Source organism: Pseudomonas multiresinivorans (genome assembly GCF_012971725.1).
GTDB lineage: Bacteria > Pseudomonadota > Gammaproteobacteria > Pseudomonadales > Pseudomonadaceae > Pseudomonas > Pseudomonas multiresinivorans.
This window is the reverse complement of record NZ_CP048833.1, coordinates 1,507,724-1,533,692: the sequence shown is the minus strand read 5'-3', so window position 1 is coordinate 1,533,692 and position 25,969 is coordinate 1,507,724. Positions and strand designations below refer to the sequence as shown.

General features: G+C 64.8%; 26 protein-coding genes. 10 read left to right on the top strand and 16 right to left on the bottom strand.

The annotated features are described in order from the left end of the window. Positions 1-155: 155 nt before the first annotated feature. Positions 156-665, bottom strand: coding sequence for a DUF3015 domain-containing protein (locus G4G71_RS06970; RefSeq protein WP_169936424.1), 510 nt, complete (start codon positions 663-665; stop codon positions 156-158). A gap of 179 nt (positions 666-844) precedes the next feature. Here G4G71_RS06970 and G4G71_RS06965 point away from each other — a divergent pair, with 179 nt between their 5' ends. Beyond that, positions 845-1,213, top strand: a complete 369-nt coding sequence (locus G4G71_RS06965; RefSeq protein WP_054906515.1) for a PilZ domain-containing protein — start codon at positions 845-847, stop codon at positions 1,211-1,213. A gap of 114 nt (positions 1,214-1,327) precedes the next feature. Here the strand turns inward: G4G71_RS06965 and radA are convergent, their stop codons facing one another. From radA to G4G71_RS06950, 3 genes are all read right to left on the bottom strand, one after another. Beyond that, positions 1,328-2,707 carry a DNA repair protein RadA gene (gene radA / locus G4G71_RS06960; protein WP_169936422.1) on the bottom strand — a complete coding sequence of 460 codons (1,380 nt, stop codon included), beginning with the start codon at positions 2,705-2,707 and terminating at the stop codon, positions 1,328-1,330. Between the two features lie 55 nt (positions 2,708-2,762). Continuing rightward, positions 2,763-3,005 carry a hypothetical protein gene (locus G4G71_RS06955; RefSeq protein WP_169936420.1) on the bottom strand — a complete coding sequence of 81 codons (243 nt, stop codon included), beginning with the start codon at positions 3,003-3,005 and terminating at the stop codon, positions 2,763-2,765. Between the two features lie 76 nt (positions 3,006-3,081). Beyond that, entirely contained in the window at positions 3,082-3,324 is a 243-nt protein-coding gene (locus tag G4G71_RS06950) for an HP1242/YdcH family protein (protein ID WP_054906513.1), read from the bottom strand. A 183-nt stretch (positions 3,325-3,507) separates the two neighbouring features. On the opposite strand from G4G71_RS06950, the gene mscL reads away from it, so the two are divergent. Then, on the top strand, positions 3,508-3,924 hold the full coding sequence (gene mscL, locus G4G71_RS06945) for a large-conductance mechanosensitive channel protein MscL (protein WP_138524579.1): 417 nt from the start codon (positions 3,508-3,510) through the stop codon (positions 3,922-3,924). A gap of 24 nt (positions 3,925-3,948) precedes the next feature. Here mscL and G4G71_RS06940 read toward each other — a convergent pair whose 3' ends face one another. From G4G71_RS06940 to G4G71_RS06930, 3 genes are all read right to left on the bottom strand, one after another. Continuing rightward, positions 3,949-5,499: a TerC family protein gene (locus tag G4G71_RS06940; RefSeq protein WP_169936418.1), complete on the bottom strand. Its 1,551-nt coding sequence runs from the start codon at positions 5,497-5,499 to the stop codon at positions 3,949-3,951. A gap of 230 nt (positions 5,500-5,729) precedes the next feature. After that, the gene (locus G4G71_RS06935) at positions 5,730-6,506 is read right to left on the bottom strand and encodes a ferredoxin--NADP reductase (RefSeq protein WP_169936417.1); all 777 of its coding nucleotides are present in this window, start codon (positions 6,504-6,506) and stop codon (positions 5,730-5,732) included. A gap of 107 nt (positions 6,507-6,613) precedes the next feature. Then, positions 6,614-7,606, bottom strand: coding sequence for a TRAP transporter substrate-binding protein (locus G4G71_RS06930; protein ID WP_169936415.1), 993 nt, complete (start codon positions 7,604-7,606; stop codon positions 6,614-6,616). Positions 7,607-7,949: 343 nt separating this feature from the next. Between G4G71_RS06930 and G4G71_RS06925 the strand changes: the two genes are divergently transcribed. The 4 genes from G4G71_RS06925 (at position 7,950) to G4G71_RS06910 (ending at position 10,773) form a co-directional block, all read left to right on the top strand. Further along, complete coding sequence (locus G4G71_RS06925; RefSeq protein ID WP_169936413.1) at positions 7,950-9,074, top strand: methyltransferase; 1,125 nt, start codon at positions 7,950-7,952, stop codon at positions 9,072-9,074. A gap of 76 nt (positions 9,075-9,150) precedes the next feature. Further along, complete coding sequence (locus G4G71_RS06920; RefSeq protein ID WP_169936410.1) at positions 9,151-9,411, top strand: antitoxin; 261 nt, start codon at positions 9,151-9,153, stop codon at positions 9,409-9,411. Continuing rightward, the gene (locus tag G4G71_RS06915) at positions 9,408-9,815 is read left to right on the top strand and encodes a type II toxin-antitoxin system VapC family toxin (protein WP_169936408.1); all 408 of its coding nucleotides are present in this window, start codon (positions 9,408-9,410) and stop codon (positions 9,813-9,815) included. Before G4G71_RS06920 ends, G4G71_RS06915 begins: the two co-directional genes overlap by 4 nt. Positions 9,816-9,882: 67 nt before the next feature. Further along, positions 9,883-10,773: an alpha/beta fold hydrolase gene (locus tag G4G71_RS06910; RefSeq protein WP_169936407.1), complete on the top strand. Its 891-nt coding sequence runs from the start codon at positions 9,883-9,885 to the stop codon at positions 10,771-10,773. Positions 10,774-10,986: 213 nt separating this feature from the next. Here the strand turns inward: G4G71_RS06910 and G4G71_RS06905 are convergent, their stop codons facing one another. The 5 genes from G4G71_RS06905 to G4G71_RS06885 are packed head-to-tail and all read right to left on the bottom strand — an operon-like array spanning position 10,987 to position 17,102. Then, the gene (locus tag G4G71_RS06905; protein ID WP_169936405.1) at positions 10,987-11,553 is read right to left on the bottom strand and encodes a nucleotidyltransferase family protein; all 567 of its coding nucleotides are present in this window, start codon (positions 11,551-11,553) and stop codon (positions 10,987-10,989) included. Continuing rightward, complete coding sequence (locus G4G71_RS06900) at positions 11,550-12,521, bottom strand: XdhC family protein (protein ID WP_169936403.1); 972 nt, start codon at positions 12,519-12,521, stop codon at positions 11,550-11,552. The genes G4G71_RS06905 and G4G71_RS06900 overlap by 4 nt, the downstream gene beginning before the upstream one ends. Positions 12,522-12,524: 3 nt before the next feature. Then, positions 12,525-13,736, bottom strand: a complete 1,212-nt coding sequence (locus tag G4G71_RS06895) for a cytochrome c (RefSeq protein WP_169936401.1) — start codon at positions 13,734-13,736, stop codon at positions 12,525-12,527. A 2-nt stretch (positions 13,737-13,738) separates the two neighbouring features. Next, a complete protein-coding gene (locus G4G71_RS06890; RefSeq protein WP_169936399.1) occupies positions 13,739-14,278 on the bottom strand; it encodes a (2Fe-2S)-binding protein in 540 nt (179 codons plus the stop codon). Beyond that, on the bottom strand, positions 14,271-17,102 hold the full coding sequence (locus G4G71_RS06885) for a xanthine dehydrogenase family protein molybdopterin-binding subunit (RefSeq protein ID WP_169936397.1): 2,832 nt from the start codon (positions 17,100-17,102) through the stop codon (positions 14,271-14,273). The genes G4G71_RS06890 and G4G71_RS06885 overlap by 8 nt, the downstream gene beginning before the upstream one ends. A gap of 332 nt (positions 17,103-17,434) precedes the next feature. Between G4G71_RS06885 and G4G71_RS06880 the strand changes: the two genes are divergently transcribed. Further along, positions 17,435-18,646 (top strand): MFS transporter, encoded by a 1,212-nt coding sequence (locus G4G71_RS06880; protein ID WP_169936395.1) that lies wholly within the window; start codon positions 17,435-17,437, stop codon positions 18,644-18,646. A 184-nt stretch (positions 18,647-18,830) separates the two neighbouring features. Here G4G71_RS06880 and G4G71_RS06875 read toward each other — a convergent pair whose 3' ends face one another. The 3 genes from G4G71_RS06875 to G4G71_RS06865 are packed head-to-tail and all read right to left on the bottom strand — an operon-like array spanning position 18,831 to position 21,441. Further along, positions 18,831-18,980, bottom strand: a complete 150-nt coding sequence (locus G4G71_RS06875) for a DUF2474 domain-containing protein (protein ID WP_037007166.1) — start codon at positions 18,978-18,980, stop codon at positions 18,831-18,833. An 11-nt stretch (positions 18,981-18,991) separates the two neighbouring features. Next, complete coding sequence (gene cydB / locus G4G71_RS06870) at positions 18,992-19,999, bottom strand: cytochrome d ubiquinol oxidase subunit II (protein WP_054906502.1); 1,008 nt, start codon at positions 19,997-19,999, stop codon at positions 18,992-18,994. A gap of 2 nt (positions 20,000-20,001) precedes the next feature. Continuing rightward, entirely contained in the window at positions 20,002-21,441 is a 1,440-nt protein-coding gene (locus tag G4G71_RS06865; RefSeq protein ID WP_169936393.1) for a cytochrome ubiquinol oxidase subunit I, read from the bottom strand. 477 nt (positions 21,442-21,918) lie between these two features. Between G4G71_RS06865 and G4G71_RS06860 the strand changes: the two genes are divergently transcribed. From G4G71_RS06860 to G4G71_RS06850, 3 genes are all read left to right on the top strand, one after another. Continuing rightward, on the top strand, positions 21,919-22,698 hold the full coding sequence (locus tag G4G71_RS06860) for a MetQ/NlpA family ABC transporter substrate-binding protein (protein ID WP_169936391.1): 780 nt from the start codon (positions 21,919-21,921) through the stop codon (positions 22,696-22,698). A 118-nt stretch (positions 22,699-22,816) separates the two neighbouring features. Further along, positions 22,817-24,007, top strand: coding sequence for a trans-sulfuration enzyme family protein (locus tag G4G71_RS06855; protein ID WP_169936389.1), 1,191 nt, complete (start codon positions 22,817-22,819; stop codon positions 24,005-24,007). 19 nt (positions 24,008-24,026) lie between these two features. Next, complete coding sequence (locus G4G71_RS06850; protein ID WP_169936387.1) at positions 24,027-24,968, top strand: sigma 54-interacting transcriptional regulator; 942 nt, start codon at positions 24,027-24,029, stop codon at positions 24,966-24,968. A 58-nt stretch (positions 24,969-25,026) separates the two neighbouring features. Here G4G71_RS06850 and G4G71_RS06845 read toward each other — a convergent pair whose 3' ends face one another. Next, positions 25,027-25,362, bottom strand: a complete 336-nt coding sequence (locus tag G4G71_RS06845) for a hypothetical protein (protein ID WP_024764762.1) — start codon at positions 25,360-25,362, stop codon at positions 25,027-25,029. Between the last annotated feature and the right edge of the window lie 607 nt (positions 25,363-25,969).

Sequence of the window (25,969 nt, the reverse complement as noted above, 5' to 3'; positions counted from 1 at the left end):
CGCAGAAAAATTCTAGTCTTTTCCAGCGACCCATTCATACGACCTTAGTCTAGAGCGGTTACGCGCTTATTGCCGGAGGTCAACGCGTTCCGACCCTGGAGTCAGGAAATGAAAAGACCCGCCGAAAGGCGGGCCTTGGGTGGTGCACGGAGGGATCAGGCCGGTTGCTTGGCGTACTGCGCCAGTACCTGATCGCGGCTCATCACCGCCAGGGTGTTGTTCAGCACCTGCTCGCCGGTGGCGTCCTTGGAAGCGAAGATCTCCCCGAAATGCTGCTGGGTGACTTGAGCGAAGTGCGCGCGATCCTGTGCCGGGATGCCCAGTAGCACAGCGTAGGCATCCAGTGCCTCGCCATGCCCCTGCGCCATGTTCTCGGCGATGTTGTCGAGCATGCCGTTCATGGCGAAGATCGAGCGGCCGCCGTAAGTGATGCGCTGGCTGGCGTCGCAACCGTTGGTACCGGAGGTCAGGCCGAAGGTGGCGTTACCCGAGGTGCCGTTGGTGGTGGTGGCCAGCAGGTGCGGGAACAGGCCTCGTTGACCGTCGAAGACCATGTTGCCCCAGCCGCAACCCTTGCCGCTCTGGCCGGCTTCGTCCGCGTGCGCTGCCAGGCTGGCAACGCTGATAACCCCAAAGATCAGACCCTTGATGAGTTTATTGTCCATGCTCTGCACTCCGCAGTTGTAGTGGTTAAACGCACATGGAGCTTTGGCGAGGGTGCGCTGACTGTCAAACCCGCGCGGGCGGCGTCTGACGGACGAAACGTCAGCAATTGGTGTACGACGCGTCAGTAAGGGCTTGCGTCTATAGTGAGGCGAAGCAGAAACGGCCGGAGAGCCACGACATGACTGACGATCACGACGAGCGCCGGCGCTTCCAGCGCATCGCCTTCGACGCCGGCACCGAGATCAGCCAGGGCGACCTGCGCTGGAAGGTGACGCTGCTGGACCTGTCCCTCCAGGGGCTGCTGGTGCAACGCCCGGAACACTGGAACATCGTTGCGCAGGAACCTGTGCAGGTACGCATCTACCTGGGTTTCGACGTCAACGTCTATATGGAGGCCGACCTCGCCTGGGAGCGCGAGGGCCTGCTGGGCTTCAATTGCCGGCATATCGACCTGGACTCCATCAGCCACCTGCGCCGCCTGGTGGAGCTGAACCTGGGGGACGAATCGCTGTTGGAGCGTGAGTTGACGTTGCTCAGCGAGCATTGAACGACCGTGCCAACGTCGCGCGATCGCGGACGGAGTCCGCTCCTACACCAAGGTTGGAATTTTCGTAGGAGCGGACTTTGTCCGCGATCGCCTATCACCAACGCTGAAGCGAATCTATTCGAACAACGCATCCAGTGCCTGCTCCAGGCGCGTTACAGCGACTACCTGCAGGCCGGGTGGTGACTCCTTCGGCGCGTTGCCCTTGGGCACGATGGCGCGCTTGAAGCCGTGCTTGGCGGCTTCCTTCAGACGCTCCTGACCACTGGGTACCGGGCGCACCTCGCCGGACAGACCGACCTCGCCGAACACCAGCAACTGGTGATCCAGCGGCCGGTTGCGCAGGCTGGACATCACCGCCGCCATCAGCGCCAGGTCCGATGCCGTTTCCAGCACCTTAACCCCGCCGACCACGTTGAGGAACACGTCCTGGTCGTAGGTCGGGATACCGCCGTGCCGGTGCAGGACCGCCAGCAGCATGGCCAGGCGGTTCTGGTCCAGGCCCAGGGTCACCCGGCGCGGGTTGGCCAGGTGGCTGGTGTCGACCAGCGCCTGTACCTCCACCAGCATTGGCCGCGAACCTTCCCAGGTGGCCATGACCACGCTGCCCGGCACCGATTCCTGGGCGCGGGTCAGGAAAATCGCCGAAGGGTTGGACACTTCCTTCAGCCCGCGGTCGGTCATGGCGAAAACGCCCAACTCGTTCACCGCGCCAAAGCGATTCTTCACCGCCCTCAGCAGGCGCAGGCGGCCGTCGGATTCGCCCTCGAAATACAGCACGGTGTCGACCATGTGTTCCAGCACGCGCGGGCCAGCCAGCGAGCCTTCCTTGGTGACGTGGCCGACCAGGAAGATTGCCGTGCCGCTCTGCTTGGCGAAGCGCACCAGAAGGGCCGCGCTCTCGCGCACCTGGGCGACGCCGCCGGGCGCGGATTGCAGCTGTTCGGTGAAGATGGTCTGAATCGAATCGATCACCATCACTTTGGGCTGCTCCTGGCGCGCCGTGGCGATGATGGTCTCGATGCAGGTCTCGGTCATGACCTTGAGCTTGTCTTCGGGCAGGCCCAGGCGGCGGGCGCGCATGGCGACCTGCTGCTGGGATTCCTCGCCGGTGACATAGAGCGCCGGCAGGCGCGTGGCGATGTTGCAGAGGGTTTGCAGAAGGATGGTGGACTTGCCGATACCGGGGTCGCCGCCGATCAGCACCACCGAGCCGTCGACCAGGCCGCCGCCAAGGGCACGGTCCAGTTCCGCCGAGGCAGTGGAAAAGCGCGGCATTTCCTCGACGCTGACTTCGGCGAGGGTCTTGATGTTGGCCTGCTGGCCGGCCCAACCGCCACGGCCGGAGTTACTGCTGCCGGAGCCACCGGTGGGCGTGGTGTCGATGACGGTCTCGACCAGCGTGTTCCAGGCGCCGCAGTCAGGGCATTGCCCGGCCCATTTGGGATAGGTGGCGCCGCACTCGGTGCAGCCGTACATGCGCTTGGCCTTGGCCATGGGCGGACTCCGTCAAAGACAAAGCCCGCATCATAAGCCAATCGGGCGGAGCGCTTCAGCCCGCCAGGCGGCGGTACTGGCTTTCCATGTCGTGCTTGAGGCTCTCGCGACGCATCAGCAGCGAGGCCAGGGTGCAGTCGGGGCGTTCGATGCCCTCCTCCACACGCCCGATGCGCTGGTCCAGCAATTCGTACTGCAACTTCATGCGCACCAGCCGCTCCTGGGCTCGCAGGGCTTCGACGTTACGCTTGGAGGGTTTGGTGACGGACTTGCCAGAGGACGAAATGGATTTACGCATGGCGGTGGCACCGGTTGGAAAAGGATGACAGGAGCCTACGCCTCGCTCCGCCCAACACCCTTGACTCTGGTCAAGCTCAACCGGATCGCTTGAGCAGGTCGGCAATCTCGTCCTTCAGAGTCACGCGTTGCAGCTTGAGGGAGTTGAGGGCGAGGTCGTCCATCGCTTCGCGGCCGTCCTCGATGTCATAGATCTTCTTGTCCAGCTCCTCATAGCTGGCGGCCATGCGGGTGAAATTGGCGTCTTTCCCGTGCAGGCGGGTCATCAGGGCCTTCTGCTCGGGAAATTCGCGGGACAGCGGATGATGCTCGAGCGGCATGGCGGGCCTCCTTCTGTGGGTGCGTGGGCGTGGATGGGTTGCCCGGTAAGCCTAGACCAGGTTGTGAACCCGCCCAGCGCCGCCGGTCATACGGTGTGAATTGGACACCTCCGGGGTGTTCAGACGACGACAGGCCGCTAAACTGCGCCTGTCCCCCTCTATTGCGTAACAAGGAGTCTGTGCATGAGTCTGCTTAGCGAATTCAAGGCCTTCGCCGTCAAGGGCAACGTGGTCGACATGGCCGTGGGTATCATCATCGGCGCCGCCTTCGGCAAGATCGTCTCGTCCTTCGTCGGCGACGTGATCATGCCGCCCATCGGCCTGCTGATCGGCGGCGTGGACTTCTCCGACCTGGCGATCACGCTCAAGGCCGCCGAGGGCGATGTGCCTGCGGTGGTCCTGGCCTACGGCAAGTTCCTTCAGACCTGCCTGGACTTCATCATCGTCGCCTTCGCCATCTTCATGGGCATCAAGGCGATCAACCGCCTCAAGCGCGAAGAAGCCGTTGAGCCAAGCGCTCCGCCGGTGCCGACCCCCGAGGAAACCCTGCTGACCGAGATCCGCGACCTGCTCAAGCAGCAGAACAACCGCGCTCCCTGAGCAGATCGCTGATCATCAGCCGGGTCAGGCTGGCGGCGTCAGCAGCACGCGGCCGATGCGCCGCTCGCTGACGTCCGTCACTTCCAGGCGCCAGCCGCCCAGCTCCAGCGTGTCGCCCTTGGCCGGCAAACGGCCAAGGTGCTTGAGCGCCAGACCGCCGAGGGTCTGGTATTCCGCCGTCGGGCGGGCGTGGAAGCCGACTCGTTCGGCCAGCGCGCTCAGCGTCACCGCACCGTCCACCCGGTAACCGGCGGCATCCGCCTCGATGTCGGTGCCGGAGACTTCGCTGGCATCGGGCAGCTCGCCGGCGATGGCTTCCAGCACGTCAGTCATGCTCAGCATGCCTTCGAAGCCGCCGAACTCGTTGACCACGAAGGCCAGGTGGGTCGAGGCCTCGCGCATCTGTTCCAGTGCGCCCAGCACTGTGCTGCTGTCCGGCAGGCTCAGCGGCTCGCGCAGCAGCGGCAGGATGTCCAGCTCGCGGCCCTGCAGCAGGGCAGAGAACAGCTCCTTCTTGTGCACATAGCCCAGCGGCTCGTCGATGTTGCCTTCGCGGATCACCAGCAGGCGCGAGTACGGCGACTCCAGCAGCGCGCGACGGATGTTCTCCGGGCTGTCGGCGACGTCTACGCGATGCACGCGCTGGCGGTCGATCATCACGGCCTTCACCGGACGCTCGGCCAACCCCAGCACGCCGCTGATCATCACCCGCTCGCGGCGGTCGAACGGCGCGTCGGTGCCATCGTCCGGGCCCACCAGGTCGGCAATTTCCTCGCCCACCTCGTCGGCATCCACCTTGCCGCCCATCAGGCGCAGCACGGCGTGGGCGGTGCGCTGGCGCAGGCCGCGCTGACCGCGCTGGCTCTTCTGGCGCTTCCAGCGCACCAGTTGGTTGGCCATCTCGATCAGCAGGCTGAAACCGATGGCGGCGTACAGGTAGCCTTTCGGGATGTGGAAGCCCAGGCCTTCGGCGGTCAAGTTGAAGCCGATCATCAACAGGAAGCCCAGGCACAGCATGATCACTGTCGGGTGTTCGTTGACGAAGCGCGTCAGCGGCTTGCTGGCGACCATCATCAGGCCGATGGAGAAGATGACCGCGATCATCATCACTTCCAGCTGGTCGACCATGCCCACGGCGGTGATCACCGCGTCGAGGGAGAACACCGCGTCCAGCACCACGATCTGCGCCACTACCGGCCAGAAGGCGGCATAGACGCGCTTGCCATTGGAAGTGTGCACACGGCCTTCCAGCCGCTCATGCAGCTCCAGGGTCGCCTTGAACAGCAGGAACAGGCCGCCGAACAGCATGATCAGGTCGCGGCCGGAGAAGCTCTTGCCGAGCACCTCGATCAACGGCTCGGTGAGCGTGACCAGCCAGGAAATGCTCGCCAGCAGGCCCAGGCGCATCAGCAGCGCCAGCGACAGGCCGATCAGCCGCGCGCGGTCGCGCAGGTGCGGTGGCAGCTTGTCCGCGAGGATCGCGATGAAGACCAGGTTATCGATGCCGAGCACCAGCTCGAGCAGGATCAGGGTGAGCAGGCCAAGCCAGGCCGTGGGGTCCATCAGCCATTCCATGCCGACTCACCTCGCTGGGTGCGCGCCATGGCAGGCCGGGAAGCAGCATCCGCGAGCGCGGGTGCCGGGGGAGGTTCGCCGATCACGGGCTCTACGGGGGTAGGCACCGGGGTCGGCTTCGTACTTTGACTGTCCATCGAGGTCCGAAAAAGGGGAAACGGACGCCTATCCTAAGGGCAAAGGCCGGGCGCCCTAAGCGGACAATTTTTTCAAAATCTATCGAGCGACACTTACCAATAGTTTTCCACGGCGATCTGGCCGGGCTTGCGCGTCAGCGCCAGGCTCATGCCACGGGCCTTCAGCACGGCGCGGGTGTCCTCGATCATCTGCGGGTTGCCGCAGAGCATCACCCGCGAATGTTCCGGGGTGAGTTCCAGCCCGGCGGCGCGTTCCAGCTCGCCGTTCTCGATCAGCGTGGTGATCCGCGCGTTCAGGCAGCCGGGCACCTGCTCGCGGGTGACCACCGGGATGAACTGCAGCTTGTGGATATGTTCGGCCAGGTGCTCCATCGCGCCGAAGCTGGCGATCAGGTCGCGGTAGGCCAGTTCCTTCTCCTCGCGAGCGCTATAGACCAGCTTGATGGTCTCGAAGCGCTCCCACACTTCGAAGTCCTGCAGGATCGACAGGAAAGGCGCCAGGCCGGTGCCGGTGGACAGCAGCCAGAGATCGCGGCCATCGGGGAAGCGGTCGATGGTGAGAAAACCGAAAGCCTGACGGTCCACCAGCAATTGGTCGCCCACGCGCAGTCGGCTGAGCTCGCTGGTGAACTCGCCGCCGGGAACGACGATGGAGAAGAACTCGAGGAAGTCGTCGTGGGGCGCGGAGACCATCGAGTAGGCGCGCCAGACGATGCTGCCGCTGGGCTTGTACACGCCCAGGCGGGCGAACTGCCCGGCGCGGAAGCGGTAGCCGCTGTCGCGGGTGGTGCGCAGTGTGAACAGGCTCGGGGTGAGCGTCTGCACTTCCACCAGGGTCTGGCGGGTGAACTTCTCTTCGCTGGCGGTCATCGTCCGCTCCCTTTTCAAGAACCGGCCTATTTTCCCGTATTGGCGCGCGAAGAAACACCCGCAAGGCTTGTGGCTATCCCGCGAGATCGCCACAAGCCTGCCGCAGATCAGTGCTTGCGGTTCACCACCTGGGCGGCGCGCAGCACATCGGTGCCGATCTCGCCTTCGAACTGCTTCCACAGCGGCTGCATGGCGGCGCGCCAGGCATCTCGCTCGGCCGGCGTCAGGGCGATGATGCGCGCCTTGCCGTTGGCCACCACATGGTCACGTTCCTTCTGGTTCAGCGCCTCGGCGTCCTTGTTCACCTCGACGGTGACCTCTTCGATGATGCTTTCCAGCTGGGTGCGCACCGGGTACGGCATGCTGTTCCAGAACTTCTGGTTGCTGATCACCATGTAGCTGAGCACACCGTGGTTGGTCTCGGTGATGAACGGCTGCGCGCTGTCCAGCTTCTGGCTGCCGATGTTCGACCAGGTGTTCTCGGTGCCCTGCACCTTGCCGTCCTGCAGCGCCTTGAGGGTCTCGGCGAAGGGCATCTTCACCGCTGTGGCATCGAGCAGACCGAACTGGGCGTTGATCACCGAGGACGGCTGGATGCGGAAGGCCAGGCCCTTGGCGTCGGCCGGCGCGCGCAGCTCGCGGTTGGCGGAAAGCTGCTTCATGCCGTTGTTCCAGTAGGCCAGGCCGTAGATACCCGAACGCGCCATGGAGTGCAGCAATTCGCGGCTCTTGTCGCGCTTCTGGAAGCGCTTCACCGCCTCCAGGTCATCGAACAGGAACGGCAGGTCGAAGACCTCCAATTGCTTGGTGTAGCCCTCGAACTTCGACAGCGATGGCGCCAGCATCTGCACCTTGCCGTCCTGCAGGGCCTGCAGTTCGTCGGCATCACCGAACAACGTGGAGTTGGGGAACACTTCGATCTTCACCTGGCCGGCCAGGCGCTCTTCCACCAGCTTCTTGAACAGCAGCGCGCCGCGGCCCTTGGGCGTGTCGTCGGCAACGACGTGGGAAAACTTGATCACGATGGGCGCATCGGCAACGGCCGCTTGAGCCACGAGGAAAAGGGCGGACAGGGCCACCCCGAGCAACGACTTGTACATCGACATCCTTATGTAATGGCAATAGCCCGGCGCGCGAACGAATGTCGCGTGTCGAGGATTCGTGAAGACTTGGAGTGGTGGCCGTCGGTCGGCGGAGGCAAGCTCCGGGATCGGGCCCTACCGGGTCGCCTGGAGCGCCCGGTTATTATTGGGAGGCCGCCACGCAGCGATGGAAAGACGACAGCGGGCGGATAGGTCATAATTTTTCGGTATAACGCTGCCCCGCACAAGCGGATGATGGCCAACTGCTTCGCAGTTTGATGACAATCTCGTTGCAATCAGCCTCGTCTCATTGCGACTTCCAGCTCCAGCTGTTCTCAGCCCTTCTTCGTTCGAGAGTCCCATGCCCGTCCTCGCCAGCCCCTTCGCCCAGCTCGATCTGGTCCGTCACCCCGAACAGCGCGAAGACCCGCTGCAGGCCTTCGATGCGGCGGACGAGTACCTCCTCGCGCACCTGCACGAACAGGGCGCCGGCGCGGACAGCCGGGTGCTGGTGCTCAACGACAGCTTCGGCGCACTCGCCGCCAGCCTCGCTCCCCACGTGAAGCTGACCAGCAGCGGTGATTCGCACCTGGGTTTCATCGCCCTGCAGCGCAACCTGGAACGCAACGGCCTGACCGGCGCACCGCTGACTTTCGTGCCCGCCAGCGAAACGCCGCAGGGCCCGTTCGACCACGTGCTGGTGCGCGTGCCCAAGACACTGGCACTGCTGGAGGAACAACTGATCCGCCTGCACGACCAGCTCGCGCCGGGTGCCAAGGTGGTCGCTGCCGGCATGATCAAGCACCTGCCGCGCGCCGCCGGTGACCTGCTGGAAAAGTACATCGGCCCGATGCAAGCGTCGCTGGCGGTGAAGAAGGCCCGCCTGCTGGTCGCCACCACCGAACAGCGCCCCGCGCCCTCCTCGCCCTACCCCAGCCGCTACCGCCTGGACAAACCGGCACTCACGCTGGTCAACCACGCCAACGTGTTCTGCCGCGACGGCCTGGACATCGGCACCCACGCCTTTCTCCCGCACCTGCCGCAGATCCACCACGCTGTACGCGCCGCCGACCTGGGCTGCGGCAACGGCGTGCTGGGCATCGCCTTCGCCCTGCTGAATCCGCAAGCCGAGCTGACGCTGGTGGATGAGTCGTACATGGCCGTGCAATCGGCTCGCGAGAACTGGCAGGCAGCGCTGGGCGACCGACCTGTGGATATCCATCCCGACGACGGTCTCGCCAGCCAGGCCACCGACTCCCTGGACCTGGTCCTGTGCAACCCGCCGTTCCACCAGCAGCAGGTAGTCGGCGACTTCCTCGCCTGGCGCATGTTCCAGCAGGCCCGCGCGGCGCTGGTCACCGGCGGCGAGCTATGGATCGTCGGCAACCGCCACCTGGGCTACCACGCCAAGCTCAAGCGCCTGTTCCGCGGCGTGGAGCAGGTGGCGGCAAATCCGAAATTCGTGGTGCTGAAAGCTACGAAGTAAATCAACTGAAAGTTGTTTAATTCCTGACCAACAATCAATATACACACATAACCGTACACACACGGAGCATGTGTCCATGCCGACTTCCACTCTCACTACCCGCGTCTTCATGAACGGCAACAGCCAAGCGGTGCGAATTCCGCAGGAGTTCCGCCTGGAAGTCAGCAGCGTGGAAATCACCCGTGCGGAAAACGGCGACCTGGTTATCCACCCGATCCCGCAGGATCGTGGCGCTGCGCTGATGGAAGCCCTCCGGGGATTCGATGAGGATTTCATCGAAGCGCTGGAACAGGATCAGCGTGACCAACCGCCAGTACAGGACAGGGAAGAGCTGTGAACTACCTGCTGGACACCAACATTCTCATCTACCTGCTGAAGAACCGCCCGGAATCCGTCGCGCAAAGAGTCAATGCGCTGCCGAGCGATGCATCGCTCAACATGTCGTTCTTCACTTATGCAGAACTGCTCAAGGGCGCAGAACGCAGCTCCCGCAAGGCTGAAGTGCGTCGCCAACTCGACCGGCTGACGCGGCAGATCCCCGTCATCCACGACAGCACGCCAGCGCTGTGCGAACACTACGCCGCGCAATTCACCCGGCTGAAGCACGCAGGCACCCCGATTGGCGCCAACGACCTGTGGATCGCCTGCCACGCCCTCGCGCTGGATGCCACGCTGGTGACCCACAACACCCGCGAGTTCGAGCGCATTGAAGGCTTGGTGTTGGAAGACTGGGCAAGCTGAGCGGCAGCCGATTGCATTGCGGGACGTCCGGTAGGAGCATGAGCCACCGCCGCGCCGGGATGCCACCATGCTCGACAATACCGCTTCCGAACAAAGCACATCGCTCACTGCCACGGGCGCCAGCATCGAACTGATCCGCACCGCCGACGGCGTCAACCTGGCGCTGCGCCTCGTGGGCCCGGCGGATGGCGTGCCCGTCGTGCTGACCCACGGCACCTTTTCCAACCATCGCAGTTGCCTGGGACTGGCCAATTACCTCGCCGGGCAAGGGTTCGCCTGCTGGCTGTTCGAATGGCGCGGGCATGGCGACAGTGAGCGCAACGGTTTTATCCACAGCTTCGATGATGTCGCCGAGCAGGACGTACCGGCGATTCTGGATGCGGTGAGCCAGCGCAGCGGGCAAACGGCGCTGCACTGGATCGGCCACTCCGGCGGCGGGCTGATCGTCGCCATGTGGGCGGCGCGCCATCCCGAACTGGCAAAGCGGCGGCTGCGCTCGATGGTGCTGCTCGGCTCCCAGGCCACGGCGGCCGGGGCCAGTCTTTCTCATCGGCTGGCCGTGCTCGGCTACGACTGGCTGCTGCGCTGGCGGCGCGTTGCGCCCAGCCGGGCGAAGAGCGTCGGCCCTGAGGCGGAAAGCGCGCGGCTGATGCGTCAGTGGTGCCAATGGAATCTGCGGCGGCGCTTCGACTCCCTGGCCGGCTTCGACTATCTGGGCGGACTGGCGAACGTCAATTTACCGGTGCTGGGCGTGGCGGGTAGCGGCGATACCTTCATCGCGCCGGTTGCCGGGTGCGAGGCCCTGGTGGAAGCGTTCGGCGGCAACGACGCGAAGCTGGAGCTGTTCGGTCTGGCCACCGGCGCGCGAGAGGATTACAGCCATAACCGCTTGTTACTGTCGCGCAATGCCAGTCAGGAAATCTGGCCGCGTATTGGGCAGTGGCTGGGGCTGCGTTGAAACCTTGGGTTTGGTGCTGCCGGGGTTCGCGAGCAAGCTCGCTCCTACACAGAGCGCGCCCTTGCATACCTGTAGCACCGTAGGGCGCATAACCTGGAACAGGTTATCCGCCGGCATCTGCTCGGCGGATAACGCTGGCGCGTTATTCGCCCTACGACACTGGAGTTCTCCTGTAGGAACGAGGGAGACGCCCAGTCCTTGCTCGCGAACCTGTCAGGAGCGCAGGACTTCCGGGGTGTCCACGTCTCGCAAGACACCCGCGTCTTTCACTTCGACGACGACGCAACTGTCACGATGCGCCTGCACCAACGCGCGGGCGCCTTCATCGCCAGTGAGCTGCGTCAGCTCCGGCCAGAAGTCGCGACCGAACAGCACGGGGTGCCCACGCTGGCCATCGTGAAGCGGAAAGAGAATGGTCGAGGCATCGGCAGCATCGGCCAGCGCACGCAGGGTTTCCGGTGCGATCCACGGCATGTCGCCAAGCAGGATGGCCACGGCCTGGGCGTCGGAATCCTGCAATGAGGCTGCACCCGCGGCGAGGCTGTGCCCCATGCCGAGTGTTGCGTCCGGGCTGTTGATAACGCGGCAGCCGGTTGGCAGGCCGAAGTCATCCGCCCTCTCGCCATCGCGCAGCACAACCCGCACGTCACCGAATACGGCCTGCGCCCGCTCGACGCTATGCGCGAGCAGGCTGCGCCCATCCGGAAGAACCGCGCGGCGCTTGTCCGCGCCGAAGCGCGAGCCCTGGCCGGCGGCCAGGACCAGCGCCACCACCGTCACAGCGCCTCGCGGGCAATGCCGCTGCGCGTGCGCAGGATGTCGGCGAGCACTGCCAGGGCAATTTCCGCCGGGGTCTTGCTACCCAGATTGAGGCCGATGGGCGCGTGCACGCGCGCCAGGTCCGTCTCGTTCAGGCCACCGATGCGGTGCAGGCGCTCGCGGCGCTTGTCGGAAGTCGTGCGCGAACCCATGACGCCGATGTAGAACGCCTCGGTGCGCACGGCTTCGAGCATCGCCAGGTCGTCGATCTTCGGGTCGTGGGTCAGCGCCACCACGGCGGTATCCGCGTGGCAGCCGCCGTTGGCAATGAAGATCGACGGCAGCTCGCGGCGGATTTCGATGCCGTCCAGCACCACGCCATCCAGCGCCTCTTCGCGGGGATCGCAGAGGATCACTTCGAAGCCAAGGCCCTTGCCGAACTCTGCACAGAAATGCGCAACGCTGGAGTAGCCGGCCAGCAACAAGCGCTGCGCAGCACCGACGCGCAAGAGTACTCGGGACTCGTCACGCTCCACGCGCGGGCCGTGCTCATGGTCGTCGCTCAGGCGGCGGCTGCCGTCCTGCAGGTTCACTTCGCGCAGCAGGCGGCGCTGGCCGAGTAGTGCCGACTCCAGCTCACGCAGGTGGGCCTGCACGTCGCAATCGGGCGCGAGGTTTTCCACCAGGACGTCGAGGATGCCGCCGCAGGGCAGGCGGATGTTCGTGCGGGTATCGGTGCCGTCGCCATAGCGCACGACGACTACCGGCTCGCTGAACTCGCCTTCGGCAACGCGTTCGAGAAAGTCATCCTCGACGCAGCCGCCGGACAGCGAACCCACCCACTGGCCGCTGGCGTTGACCGCCAGCAGCGAGCCCGGCGCGCGGGGCGCCGAGCCGTAGGTGAAGAGCACGCTGCACAGCCATACACGCTGCCCGGCATTGGACCACTGGAGCGCCTGCCGGACGACTTGCAGATCGAGATGCTGCACGACTCACTCCGCTTTGAGTTGAGCGACCTGTTGTACGCCCATGTCGCCCGGCAGGCCACCCCAGGCCTGGCGCAGGTAGTTGATCAGGTCCGCGAGTTGCTCGTCACTGAGCTTGTCGGCAAAGCCCGGCATCGGCTGCATGCGCTCGAAACCGGTGAACTGCTGCTCGCGGATGCCTTCGACGATGACCTTGGCCAAGTTGCGCGAATCGGCCAGGCGCAGGGTAGTGTTGCCCTGCATGGCCACGGCGATGTGCGGCTTGCCCTCGCCATCGTTGCCGTGACAGCCGGCGCAGACGTTGAGGTACTGCTGGCGGCCGCGCTTGGCGCTGTCGCTGAGCTGGTCCTCGGCCACTGCCTTGACCACCTTGGCCTGCGGCGGCTGCTCGCCGAGCAGGTAAGTGGACATGGCGGCCAGGTCCTCGTCACCCAGGTGCTGGGTGCTCAGGTGCATCACCGGGAACATCTCGTTGAACATGCTGCCCTGCGGGCTCATGCCGTGCTTGAGGAAGCCGGTGAGGTCGGCGCTGGTCCAACCACGCTCGGCCAGGTCCTGGGCCAGCAGGCTCGGGGCGCTGTAGCCGTTGAGCAGGCCGCCGCTGAGGCGCTTGTCCTGCTCCAGGGCGCCGATCTGGTTGCGCGGAGTGTGGCACTCGCCGCAGTGGCCAAGCACTTCCACCAGGTACTGGCCGCGCTTGTAGGGTTCGCTCTTGCCCTCGGTGTTTTCCAGCTGGACGCTCTTGCCGTAGAGCATGTTCCAGCCGCTCAGGCCCAGGCGCACGTTGAACGGGAAGCTCAGGCTGGTTTCCGGCGCGGCGCGGTGCACCGGGGTCTGGCTCATCAGGTAGGCGTAGAGGGCATCGCTGTCCTCACGCTTGATGAGGTGGTACGAGGTATAGGGCATGGCCGGATAGAGGTTGGCACCGTCCTTGCGCTTACCCTCGGTGAGGGCGGCGAAGAACTCGTCGGCGCTGTAGTTGCCGATGCCGAAGTCTTTATCCGGGGTGATGTTGCTGCCATAGATGGTGCCGAACGGCGAGTGGATCGGCAGGCCGCCGGCGAACGGCGCGCCGCCCTCGGCGGTGTGGCAGGCCATGCAGTCGGCGGCGCGGGAGACGTACTCGCCGCGCTTGATCAGCTCCTGGTCAGCAGCTTGTGCGCTCACTGCCAGGCCGAGGCCGACAGCCAACGCGAGGCCGGAAAGAATGCGCTGCATGCTCAACCCTCCTTGACCAGGCCGAGATCGGTCAGCACTTCACGGGTGGCGTCGTAGTAACGCACGTACCCGGTGCAGCGACAGATGTGGTGGCCGAGGCTCGCCTCGATGGTCGATTCCAGTTCGCTCTTCTTCAGCGGCTGGCGCTGGGCCTTCTCCACCAGCACGGTGGCGGCGTTGACGAAGCCCGGTGCGCAGTAGCTGCACTGGAAGGCGAATCGATCGACGAACTTCTGCTGGATCGGGTTCAGTTCCTTCAGCGAACCGTCTTCCTCGCGCTTGGCGTGGCCCTCGATGGTGCGCACCTTCTTGCCTTCGAAGTAGTGCGCGCCGGTGATGCAGGTGCGCACTTCCTCGCTGGTACCGTCGGGGTTGTCGACGATCACCACGCAGGCGTGGCAGATGCCCTGGCCGCAGCCCAGGCGCGAACCGGTGAGGTTCTGGTATTCGTGCAGGTAGTCGATCATCGGCAGGTCCTCGGGAACCTCGACCGGGCCGACGGTTTGACCATTGATGGTCAGGTTGAGCGGACGGTTAGCCATTGAGGGCCTCCTTGATGCGAGCGGGGGTGATGGGCAGGTCGCGGACGCGCTTGCCGATGGCGTGGGCCACGGCGTTGCTGATGGCGCCGACCACCGGGATCATCACCACTTCGGCGATGCCCTTGGACGGGTCGCTGGGCGAGAGCGGCGGAAGGATTTCCGAGCTCTGCTGCCAGACGGCCACGTCTTTCGCCTTCGGGAGACGGTAGCGGTTGAAGTTCCAGTCGCCCTCGCCCGGGCCACCCTCGTACAGCGGCATGTCTTCGAGCAGCGCATGGCCGATGCCCATGGCGGTGCCGCCTTCGATCTGGCCTTTCACCAGTTCCGGCACCAGCACGCGGCCACACTCGATCCAGCTGTGGTGGTTGAGCACGCTGACTTCGCCGTTGCCCTTGTTCACCTTCAGCTCGACGATGGTCGCCACCGGGCTGTAATAGGTCACGGCGGCGTTGTTCAGCTGTACCGGCGGATAGGCCACGTTCTGGCGATCCAGCAGGTGGAAGCCGGCGCTGTTCATCTGCGCCTTCTTCACGCCCGGTGCGCCGTCGCCGTATTTCACGGCCAGGGCGTCCAGCGGCAGGCGGTCGCGCACGCCGTCGATGACGTAGTCGCACTCCGCCCAGCTCCAGCGGTTGAAGCCGTGGACGGTGGCGCCGGTGACCAGGCCATTCTCATGGGCGACCTGCGCCAGCTCGGCGAACGACAGCGGCTGCAGGCCGTTGGCGGTGAGCTTGCCGTCGACCCAGTGGGCGTCCTCGCGGCGTACCACCAGCGGGTTGGCGGCGCCGTTGAACGGACCACGGCGCCAGATTTCCAGGGCCGCCGGCCACAGGCCGTGGTTGAACAGCACGCGCGCCGCTTCGCGGGTGGCGTGGCTGAAGTAGTAGGCCGAGTTGGTCGCCGACGACGCCGAGGCGTATTTGCCGACCCAGCGCGGGTTGCGCAGCTTCTCGTCCTGGGTCGGCTGGCTCATGGTGTAGGGGTCTTCACCGCTGAGCAGCTGCAGTTCCGGCCACTCGGTTTCGGCGGTCTTCATCTCGTCCGCCGGCTTGCCGAGGAAGTCGGCCACCACCAGCGCCTGGGAAGTGGACATCCCGGTGCCGATCTCGATGCCGATGTGGCGCATGTGCACCTTGCCGGTGGCATCGAACTCGATGCTCGCCATGGGCGCTTCCGAGCCGGTGCCGAAGTCCTTCTGGCAGATGGCGAAGCCGACGCCGTACCAATGGTCCGGGTCCTTGGCGTCCATCTCCTTCTTGCGTGCGTCGCGGGTCTTCCACCACTCGTGGGCGGCGGCCTTGTCGAGGATTTCGTGCAGGCGCAGGGCACCGGCAGGGATAGCGCCCTGGGTGTTCTTCATGCCCGACTTCAACGCGTTGACGCGGCGCAGTTCGATGGCGTCGACGCCCAGGCGACCGGCGATCTCGTCCACCATCATCTCGGTGGCAGCCATGCTCTGCAGGGTGCCGTAGCCACGCATGGACCCAGCCTCGACGGCGCGGGAATGGTAGGCGGTCACCTGCAGGTCGTTCTGCGGCATGTAGTAGATCGACTGCGCGGCGGTGGCGCCCACGGCGGCCACGGACGGGCTGTAGTTGATGCGGCCGCCGCCGTCCACGCTCATCTCGGTGCGGAAGATCTTGAAGGTCATGTCCTTCTTGTCCACCGCGAGCTGGTAGCGGATGTCGAACGGGTGGCGCTTGATGCCGCTCTGGAACTGCTCGTAGCGGTCATTGGCCAGGCGCACCGGTACACCGTTGCCGTACAGCGCAGCCAGGGCCGCGTAGTAGACGAAGATGTTGTGGTCCTTGGAGCCGTAACCCACAGTGTAGCCGGGGTGCATGTTCAGCTTGGCCAGGCCGAAGCGCGACGGGGCGATCATGTGCGCCGTCTCGTAGGCCGCTTCGAACGGGCACTGGGTGGCGACCACGAAGTGCAGGGTCTTGCTCGCCGGGTCGTACCAGCCGTTGCCGTTGTCGGGCTCCATGGCGGCCGGCTCGATGGACGGGGTCTTGTAGCGTTCGTCGAAGACCAGCCAGTTCTCCGGCGGGTTTTCGATCTGGTCCTTGATCTTCTGCGCGTAGAACAGGCCCTGCTCGGTGAGGTCACCGTGCTGGTTGGGCTGCTGGTTCCACACCGGTTTGCGCTCGCGGATCATCGGGAAGAGGATCGAGTCCTTGAGGCTGGAGAACTCGTCCGGATCGGCCGAAGTCGCCCCGCCCACACGCACGTAGCGGAAGCTGCCGTAGGGGTCGCCCTGGTACAGCGGGGCCTGCGCGCCGTAGCGGATCGCCTTGTCGTTGAACTTCATCTTCAGCTTGGCCTGACGGAAGCGCTCGAAGTCGTTCCAGATCAGGATCGCCACCGGGTGGCCGATGAACATCGGCACCTTGCCGCGCGGCAGCAGCGGGTCCGGAGCGTGGGCTTCGGGGAAGACGATGCCGTCCTTGTCCAGGTCCTCGGCGGTGACGATGCGGTCCGGCTGCAGCTCGGCGCCCAGCCAGGCGAGGTCGATGCCGTCGAAGATGCGGTCGGCCTTGATGGTCTTGAGCAGCATGGCGTGGCCCTGCTGCTGCGGCCAGCCGGGCATGTCCTTGGAACGGATGTCGCGGGCGAACACCTTGTTGCCGCACACCTTGGAGAGCGCGTCGTTACGGAAACGCGCCTTGCCGTCGTGGCCCATCCACTGCTGGGGCGAGACGGTGACGGAGTTTTCCATCAGGGCAGCGAAGGCCCGGCTGCCGAGCGGCGCCATGGTCACGCTGACACCGGCAATCAGCCCGCCTTGCAGGAAGGCGCGCCGGGAAATATCACGGTTGGACATGGTTCATCCTCTGGGCGGTGAAGGTCCGCCCATGTGGTTTTTTCTGTGCTGGAGAGAGTTCGGAGGCCGCACAATCGCGGGCGTCTCGGGGATGGCGCCGGAGGAAAGATCCTGCAGGAAAACCTGACTCTTCTGTCAACTTTAACGCACCTCAATAGTGCGAAGCAAAGTCAATCGGACAGCTTGTCGCGGAGATGAAAATTTTAGTCGACAGGTCGAGACTATTCGCCAATAGCAAAAAACCTCGGCGACAAGCGGAAAAGTGTTACGTCGTGCTACGCTGCACGACCCTTGCTTAGCCTCCTAACGACCTCCCCAGAAAAGCCTTCAAGATGACCGCCGAAGCCACGTCCCTGCTGCGTCACCGACCTTTTCTCGCCTTCTGGCTGGCCCGCGTCTGCACCGCCAGCGCCTTCCAGATGATCACCGTGGCCATCGGCTGGCATATCTACGAACTGACCCACAACGTGCTCGACCTGGGCCTGGTCGGGTTGGTGGAATTCACCCCGCGCGTGCTCTTCATGCTGCACACCGGTCACGTCGCCGATCGCTACGACCGCCGCCGCATCGCCTCGCTCTGCCAGGTCGGCCAGGGCTTGATCGCCGTGGCGCTGGTGGTGGGCGCCAGCACCGACAACGTGACCCGCGAAATGATCTTCGTGATGGCCTTCCTGCTGGGCACCGCGCGGGCCTTCGAGATGCCGACCACCCAGGCGCTGCTGCCGAACATCGTGCCCACGGCACTCTTCCCCCGTGCCGTCGCCGCGTCCGCCTCGGCCATGCAGGCGGCGACCATCGCCGCGCCGGCCTTCGGCGGCTTCCTCTATGCCTTCGGCGCCTTTTGGGTCTACACGCCGACCGCAATCCTTTACTTCATCGCCTGCACCCTGGTGCTGACCCTGCCCAAGCGCCAGGCGCCGGCGGCGCAGGGCAAAGCGACGCTGGAATCGCTGCTGGCGGGCATCCGCTTCATCCGCAGCCGCCCGGACATCTTCGGCGCCATCTCGCTGGACCTGTTCGCCGTGCTGCTGGGCGGCGCCACCGCACTGCTGCCGGTGTTCGCCAAGGACATCCTGCTCACCGGCCCCTGGGGCCTGGGCCTGCTGCGTTCGGCGCCGGCGGTGGGTGCGTTGCTGATGTCGTTCTGGCTGGCGCGCTTCCCCATCGAGCGCAACGTCGGGCGGATCATGTTCACCGCCGTGGGCGTGTTCGGGGTCACCACCATCGCCTTCGGCCTGTCGACATCCTTCTGGTTCTCCCTGGCGGTGCTGGTGGTGCTGGGCGCGGCGGACATGATCAGCATGGTCATCCGCGGTGCCTTCGTGCAGTTGGAAACCCCGGACGAGATGCGCGGCCGGGTCAGCGCGGTGAACGGCCTGTTCATCGGCGCCTCGAACCAGCTGGGCGAGTTCGAGTCCGGCGTCACGGCGCACTGGCTCGGCACGGTGCCGGCGGTGGTGCTGGGCGGTGTCGGTACGCTGATTGTCACTGGCGCATGGATGAAGCTGTTCCCCACCCTGGCCAAGCGCGACAAGCTGCACTGAGCTTGATGTTCCTGTAGGAGCGAGCTTGCTCGCGAACCCATTCAATGGCGACTCCAGCGTCAGGTCGGTTCGCGAGCGAGCTCGCTCCTACGAAGAGCACAAAAAAATCCCCCGCTGGAAGCACCGGCGAGGGATGTGGGAACGGACGCCGGGGGACAGCGTCCGGATGGGATCGATTGCGCGGCTAGTGCGGCGTGCCCAGCCCCGCCGCGCTCATGAACAGGCGCATCAGCCAGGCCGCGACACCCAGGCCGGCAACACTCAGCGCCCAGATCAGTACCAGCCAGCCGAGCCGCTTGCGCAGCGGCGCCTTCTCCTGTTCTTCATGGGTCATCACGCGCACCTCTAGTGGTAGCCGTCGCCGTGCTTCACCTTGCCGCGGAACACGTAGTAGCTCCACGCGGTGTAGACGAGGATGAAGGGAATGATGAACAGCGCCCCCACCAGCATGAAGCCCAGGCTCTGCGGCGGCGCCGCGGCATCCCAGATCGACATGGACGGCGGGATGATGTTCGGCCACAGGCTGATGCCCAGGCCGCTGTAACCCAGGAAGATCAGCGCCAAGGTCAGCAGGAACGGCTTCACATGGTCATTGCGCGCCACCGAGCGCAGCAGGCTGTAGAAGGTCAGCAGCACCAGCAGCGGCACCGGCAGGAACCAGAACAGGTTCGGCAGGCTGAACCAGCGCTGGGCGATTTCCTCGTGGGCCAGCGGCGTCCACAGGCTGACGATGCCGATCACTGCCAGCAGCACCAACGCCAGGGGCTTCGCCAGGTCATGCATGCGCTGCTGCAGCGGGCCCTCGGTTTTCATGATCAGCCAGGTGCAGCCCAGCAGGGTGTAAGCCACCACCAGACCCAGGCCGCAGAACAGCGGGAACGGTGCCAGCCAGTCCAGCGCGCCGCCGGCGAAGGCGCGGTTTTCCACCGGGATGCCCTCGATGAAGGCCCCCAGCGCCACGCCCTGGAAGAAGGTCGCCACCAGCGAACCAACGATGAACGACTTGTCCCAGATGTGCCGTTTCGCCGGCCGGGCCTTGAAGCGGAACTCGAAGGCCACGCCGCGGAAGATCAACCCCATCAGCATCAGGATCAGCGGCAGGTACAGCGCCGAGAGCACCGCCGAATAGGCCACCGGGAAGGCGCCGAACAACGCCGCGCCGCCCAGCACCAGCCAGGTCTCGTTGCCGTCCCAGACCGGCGCCACGGTATTCATCATGACGTCACGGTCGCCCTCGTCCTGGCAGAACGGATAAAGCATGCCGATCCCCAGGTCGAAGCCGTCCATCACCACATACATCATCACGCCGAAGATGATGATGATTGCCCAGATCAGCGGAAGGTCGATGCCCATGCTCAGTTCCTCCCTGCCGGACTGTCGGTTTCATCGTCGTCGAGGCCCTCGGCGGTCGCCGACAGCGGCCGCGCCGGAGTACGTTGCTGGCCGGCGCCACCTGGGCTGGTTTCGCGCCCTTCATGGGTGATCGGGCCCTTGCGCACCAGGCGCATCATGTAGCCGATGCCCACGCCGAACAGCGAGAAGTACACCACCACGAACATCACCAGAGTGATGCTCATCTGCGTCACGCTGTGGTTGGACACCGCATCGCTGGTACGCATCAGCCCGTAGACCACCCACGGCTGGCGGCCGATTTCGGTGGTGAACCAGCCGGCGAGGATCGCGATCAGGCCGGACGGCCCCATCCACAGCACCAGCTTGAGGAAGGCGCGACTCTCGAACAGCCGCTTGCGCCAGCGCAGCCAGGCGCTCCACAGGCCGACGAAGATCATCAGCATCCCCAGGCCGGCCATGATGCGGAACGACCAGAACACGATGGTGGAATTGGGCCGGTCCGCCTTCGGGAAGTCCTTCAGCGCCGGGATCGGTTCGGTCAGGCTGTGATTCAGGATCAGGCTGCCGAGTACCGGAATCTCGATCTTGAAGCGGGTTTCCTCGCGCTCCATGTCCGGCCAGCCGAAAAGGATCAGCGGGGTCGGTTCGCCGCTGCTGTTGTCCCAGTGACCTTCCATCGCGGCGATCTTCGCCGGCTGGTGCTTCAGCGTGTTGAGGCCGTGGGCATCGCCCACCATGGCCTGGATCGGCGCGACGATCAGCGCCATCCACATCGCCATCGAGAGCATCTTGCGGATCGCCGGGTTGTCGCGGCCACGCAGCAGGTGCCAGGCCGCCGAAGCGCCAACGAAGAAGGCGGTGGCAACGAACGAGGCAATTGCCATGTGCAGCAGGCGATAGGGGAAGGACGGGTTGAAGATGATCGCCACCCAGTCCACCGGCACCACCACGCCATTGACGATTTCGTGGCCCTGCGGGGTCTGCATCCAGCTGTTGGAAGCGAGGATCCAGAAGGTCGAGATCAGCGTGCCGATGGCCACCATCACCGTGGCGAAGAAGTGCAGGCCGGGGCCGACGCGGTGCCAGCCAAAGAGCATGACGCCGAGGAAGCCGGCCTCGAGGAAGAAGGCGGTCAGCACTTCGTAGGTCAGCAGCGGGCCGGTGACGCTCCCGGCGAACGCCGAGAAGGCGCTCCAGTTGGTGCCGAACTGATAGGCCATGACGAGGCCGGAGACCACGCCCATGCCGAAGTTGACGGCGAATATCTTCGACCAGAAGTGATAGAGGTCGCGGTAGACCTCCTCATGGGTCTTCAGCCACAGCCCTTCGAGCACTGCCAGATAGCTGGCGAGGCCGATGGTGATGGCAGGGAAGATGATGTGGAAGGACACGGTAAAGGCGAACTGGATCCGGGCCAGGTCGAGCGCCTCTAATCCGAACATGACGATTCCTCTTCAGGCTGACGCCCACCCCACGGAAGGGTCAGGCACCGTACCTTGCGCATGCGCAGGGCGTTCTTGCGTGATGTCTGTGTTGCTTGATGGATCTTTTTCGAGCCACCGATCTCCTGTCGGTTCGGGTTTCTTTCGCTGCTCAATCAGAATGGACCGCCATCCGCATTGACGCCGCTCAAGAAAACGACTCGATCTTACGCGTGCCTGCAGCGCGGGCTGGAGTGGTGGGTTGCCGCGCGACGGGGTGTCGCGCGACAGGTTGTCTCAGCTCGCCGACGCCGCTCTTTATGAACAAAATCGAATATGAAAATGAAAAATTAATATTTTATTGGAATAAAAAAGCCGGGTAACTTCCGCTTCAACCGCTGCCAAGTGAGCTGCGGAACTAGAATCCACCGCCCGTACGAAGGCCCCATCCCGGCCGGCCCGGACGCCAGCGGTCATCTGCCCCACAAGGACATCGCAATGAAAAAGCTGCTGCTTCTGACCGCCCTCGCCGCTGCCTTCAGCACTTCCGCCTTCGCCAACGAGAAGCTGGTCGTTGCCGCCACGCCGATCCCCCACGCCGAGATCCTCGAACTGATCAAGCCGACCCTGGCCAAGGAAGGCGTGGACCTGGAGATCAAGGTCTTCACCGACTACGTGCAGCCCAACGTGCAGGTCGCCGAGAAGCGCCTGGACGCCAACTACTTCCAGACCAAGCCGTACCTGGACAACTTCAACAAGGGCAAGGGCACCAACCTGGTCACCGTGACCGGCGTGCACGTCGAGCCCTTCGGCGGCTACTCGAAGAAGTACAAGTCCATCGACGAACTGCCGGACGGCGCCACCGTCGCCATCCCCAACGAAGGCAGCAACAGCGGCCGTGCCCTGCTCCTGCTGCAGAAGGCCGGCGTGATCAAGCTCAAGGACCCGAGCAACGCCCTGGCCACCCCGCGGGACATTGCCGAGAACCCCAAGCACCTGAAATTCAAGGAGCTGGAATCGGCCCTGCTGCCGCGCGTGCTGGACCAGGTCGACCTGGACCTGATCAACACCAACTACGCGCTGGAAGCCAAGCTCAACCCGGTCAAGGACGCGCTGATCCTCGAAGACCGCAACTCGCCCTACGTGAACTACCTGGTGGCGCGCCCGGACAACAAGGACAGCGATGCGCTGAAGAAGCTTTCCGCCGCCCTGACCAGCCCGGAAGTCAAAGCCTTCATCGAGAAGAAGTACAACGGCGCCGTGGTGCCCGCCTTCTGATCCGTCGCCCGGCCATCCGCCGGGCGCAACGACTCCCACGCTGGGCGCGCCCTTGGCGCACCCGCTTCAACGCCGGTGGGCAGGTTCCACCGGCGTTTTTCTTTCCCAAGGACTTGCCATGAGCGACCACGCCAAAGGCCCTTCCACCCGCGCTGTACACAGCGGCCACGACGCCGACCGGCGCATGGTCACCCGTGCCAAGAGCCAGCCGATCTACCAGAGCTCGGTGTTCGTCTACGACTCCCTGGAGCAGGTCGACGACTTTCTCGCCGGCAACCCCGACAACTACATGTACACGCGCATCGGCAACCCCAACCACAGCGCCGTGGAGGAATTGCTGCGCGATCTGGAAGGCGGCGAGGACGCACTGTTCTCCGCCTCCGGCATGGCGGCCATTTCCGCCGCGCTACTGGGCGTGCTGGGTGCTGGCGACCACCTGATCGCCAGCCGCGAGCTGTACGGCACCACCCAGAGCCTGATCGAGAAGGAGCTGACACGCTTCGGCATCGCCTCCACCCTGCTCGACCTCAACGACCTGGCCGCGGTGAAAGCGGCGATCACCCCGACCACGAAACTGATCTACACCGAGACCGCCTCCAACCCGCTGGTGCGCGTGAGCAACGTCCCGGCGCTGGCCGATCTCGCCCACCGCCACGGCCTCAAGCTGCTGGTGGACAATACCTTCCTCTCGCCGGTGCTCTACCAGCCGCTGCGCGATGGCGCCGACCTGGTGGTCCACAGCACGACCAAGTACTTGAACGGCCACAGCGACGCCATGGGCGGCGCACTGGTCGGCGACGCCCAGTGGATCGCCGCCGCGAGGCGTTTCCAGATCAATGCCGGCGGCAGCGCCAGCCCCTTCGAGAGCTGGCTGAACTTCCGCGGCGCGAAGACCCTCGCACTGCGCATGCGCGCCCACTCGCAGAACGCCCAGGCACTGGCCGAAGCCCTGGAGGCGCACCCGCAGGTGGAGCGCGTCTACTACCCCGGCCTGCCCTCGCACCCGGACCACGAACTGGCGCAGCGCCTGTTCCGCAAAGGCCACTCGGGCATGCTCAGCTTCACCCTGAAGGGCGGCCTGGACCAGGTCGACGCGCTGATCGGCGCGCTGCAACTGGCCGCCTTCGCCCCGTCGCTGGCCGGTGTCGCCAGCAGCATTACCCACCCCGGCAAGACCTCGCATCGTGCGCTGTCCGCCGAGGCCCTGACCGCGCTGGACATCCACGACGGCACCATCCGTGTCTCGGTGGGCATCGAGGACAGCGAGGACATCGTCAGTGACTTCCTGCAGGCGCTGGACGCGCTGTAAGAGCAGAAGGAGATTTTCCATGAACGCACCCCACGCGCCGCTACCGCTGCTGACCTTCCCCGACGCCGACAAGAGCCCGCTGAGCATCCGCGCCAAGGCGCTGGTGTTCTTCGACCCGCGCTCCCATGAAGTGCGCGACGAGGTGGAGCGCCTGGCGCCGCTGCCGCAACCGGTGCTGATCCATGGCGAGACCGGCACCGGCAAGGAGCTGCTGGCCCGTCACATCCACCGCGCCAGCGAGCGCCCCGGCCTGTTCGTCGCGGTGAGCTGCAGCGCGCTGAGCCGCAACTACGCCGACGCCGAACTGTTCGGCTACGCGCCGGGCGCACACAACGGCCCGGTGGGCAGCCGCGCCGGCTGGTTCGGCTCGGCCAATGGCGGCACCCTCTATCTCGACGAGATCGCCGACCTGCCGCTGTCGCTGCAACAGAAGCTGCTGCGCGTGCTGCAGGAACGTGAAGTGCTGCGCGTCGGCGCACGCGAGCCGGTACCGGTGGACGTGCGTCTGGTCGCCGCCACCAGCATCGATCTGGGGCAGGCGGTGAAGGCGGGGAAATTCCTCGAAGGACTGCAGCAATACCTGCACGACGGCAACCTCACGCTGCCACCGCTGCGCGAGCGCATCGGCGATATCCAGCCGCTGGCCGAGTACTTCCTCGGCGTACACGCGCAACGCCTGGAACTGCCGGTGCCACAGATCGCCAGCGACACCCAGCGCGCGCTGGAAAGCTATTCGTGGCCGGGCAATATCCGCGAGCTGGAAAACGTCATCCACTTCGCCTTGCTGGTCAGCCCGGACGAAGAGATTCGCCCGGAGCACCTGAATTTTTCAGGCGGCGTAGCGGGGACAGGCGGGAAAACGGAAGTGAACGATGAGGCGCTGGAGCGTCTGGTGCGCCAGCCCGGCGTCGAGGCGCAGTTGCGTGCGCTGCTGCAACGCCTGGAGCACGAGCGCGGCTGATGCAGCGCTGTAGTCGCCAGCGCGACCCGAAGGGCCGCGCACGGGCGACAGGGCAGTCTTACTTGGTGGCGGTGTTGGAGTGCGCAACCACCGGAGTGCACGACGGGTTGGTCAGCTTGGCCGGATCGGTCAGCAGGCCCGGCATCATGCGCGAGGTGCAGTTGAACACGCGACCTTTGGTGGTGGTGGCGACGTAGGAGAGTTCCTGGCCACCCAGGGCGTCCGGCTGGCCGGCTTTGACGTCGCTGACGACCAGCTCGTCGGAGGAAGCCAGACCGATCATCTGGGCGGTGGCGGCCTGCAGCGGAACGATGGCCTGGTTGGTGGTCATGGTCTGGCAGCCAGCCAGCGAAGCGAAGAGTGCAGTGGCAAGGGCGATGCGTTTGAAGTCCATCTCGAGATGCTCCCTGTTGGTGGTTTTTTGTCCTGCCGGGGGAGACTAACGGAATCAACAAGTCAATCGCCATAGCCGATTCACAAGTTTTTCACGAAAAACTGCACACTCGTTCAAGCTTCCGGAATTGAAGCCGCTCTATTTCGGCGATTGTGCTACGGGAATACCTGTTTCTCGCCGCTGACAGCCGTTTATCGCGTCAAAGCCAGAGCCTGCGCTGAACCGTTTCACCTTTGGCGACGAATGGTCGCAGTGAAAGGCCGTGCCGACTTGCAGGTCGGCAGGAGGGAATCCTGAGCAGGAAGTCAAAATCAGGACTATTACCCACAAACATCGAACAAAGCAGCTCCATCGACCACATCAATACCGCCCATCAAGACCATTCACTTCTTTTTGTCACAATGTTCAGGGAAAATGGCTATCAGGCAGTCGGGACCCATTTTCCCCGGCGCCATTGGAGATCATCGTGACTTTCGCCGCTCTTGCTAACTTTTTCGCCGCCACCGCTTTCCTGACCGCGCCAGTCAAGGCCGATCCGGAACGCCGTGAGATTCGTGAGGCAAGAAAGAACCGCCGCAAGTAAGCAGTACCCGCTCCGCTCGGCCCT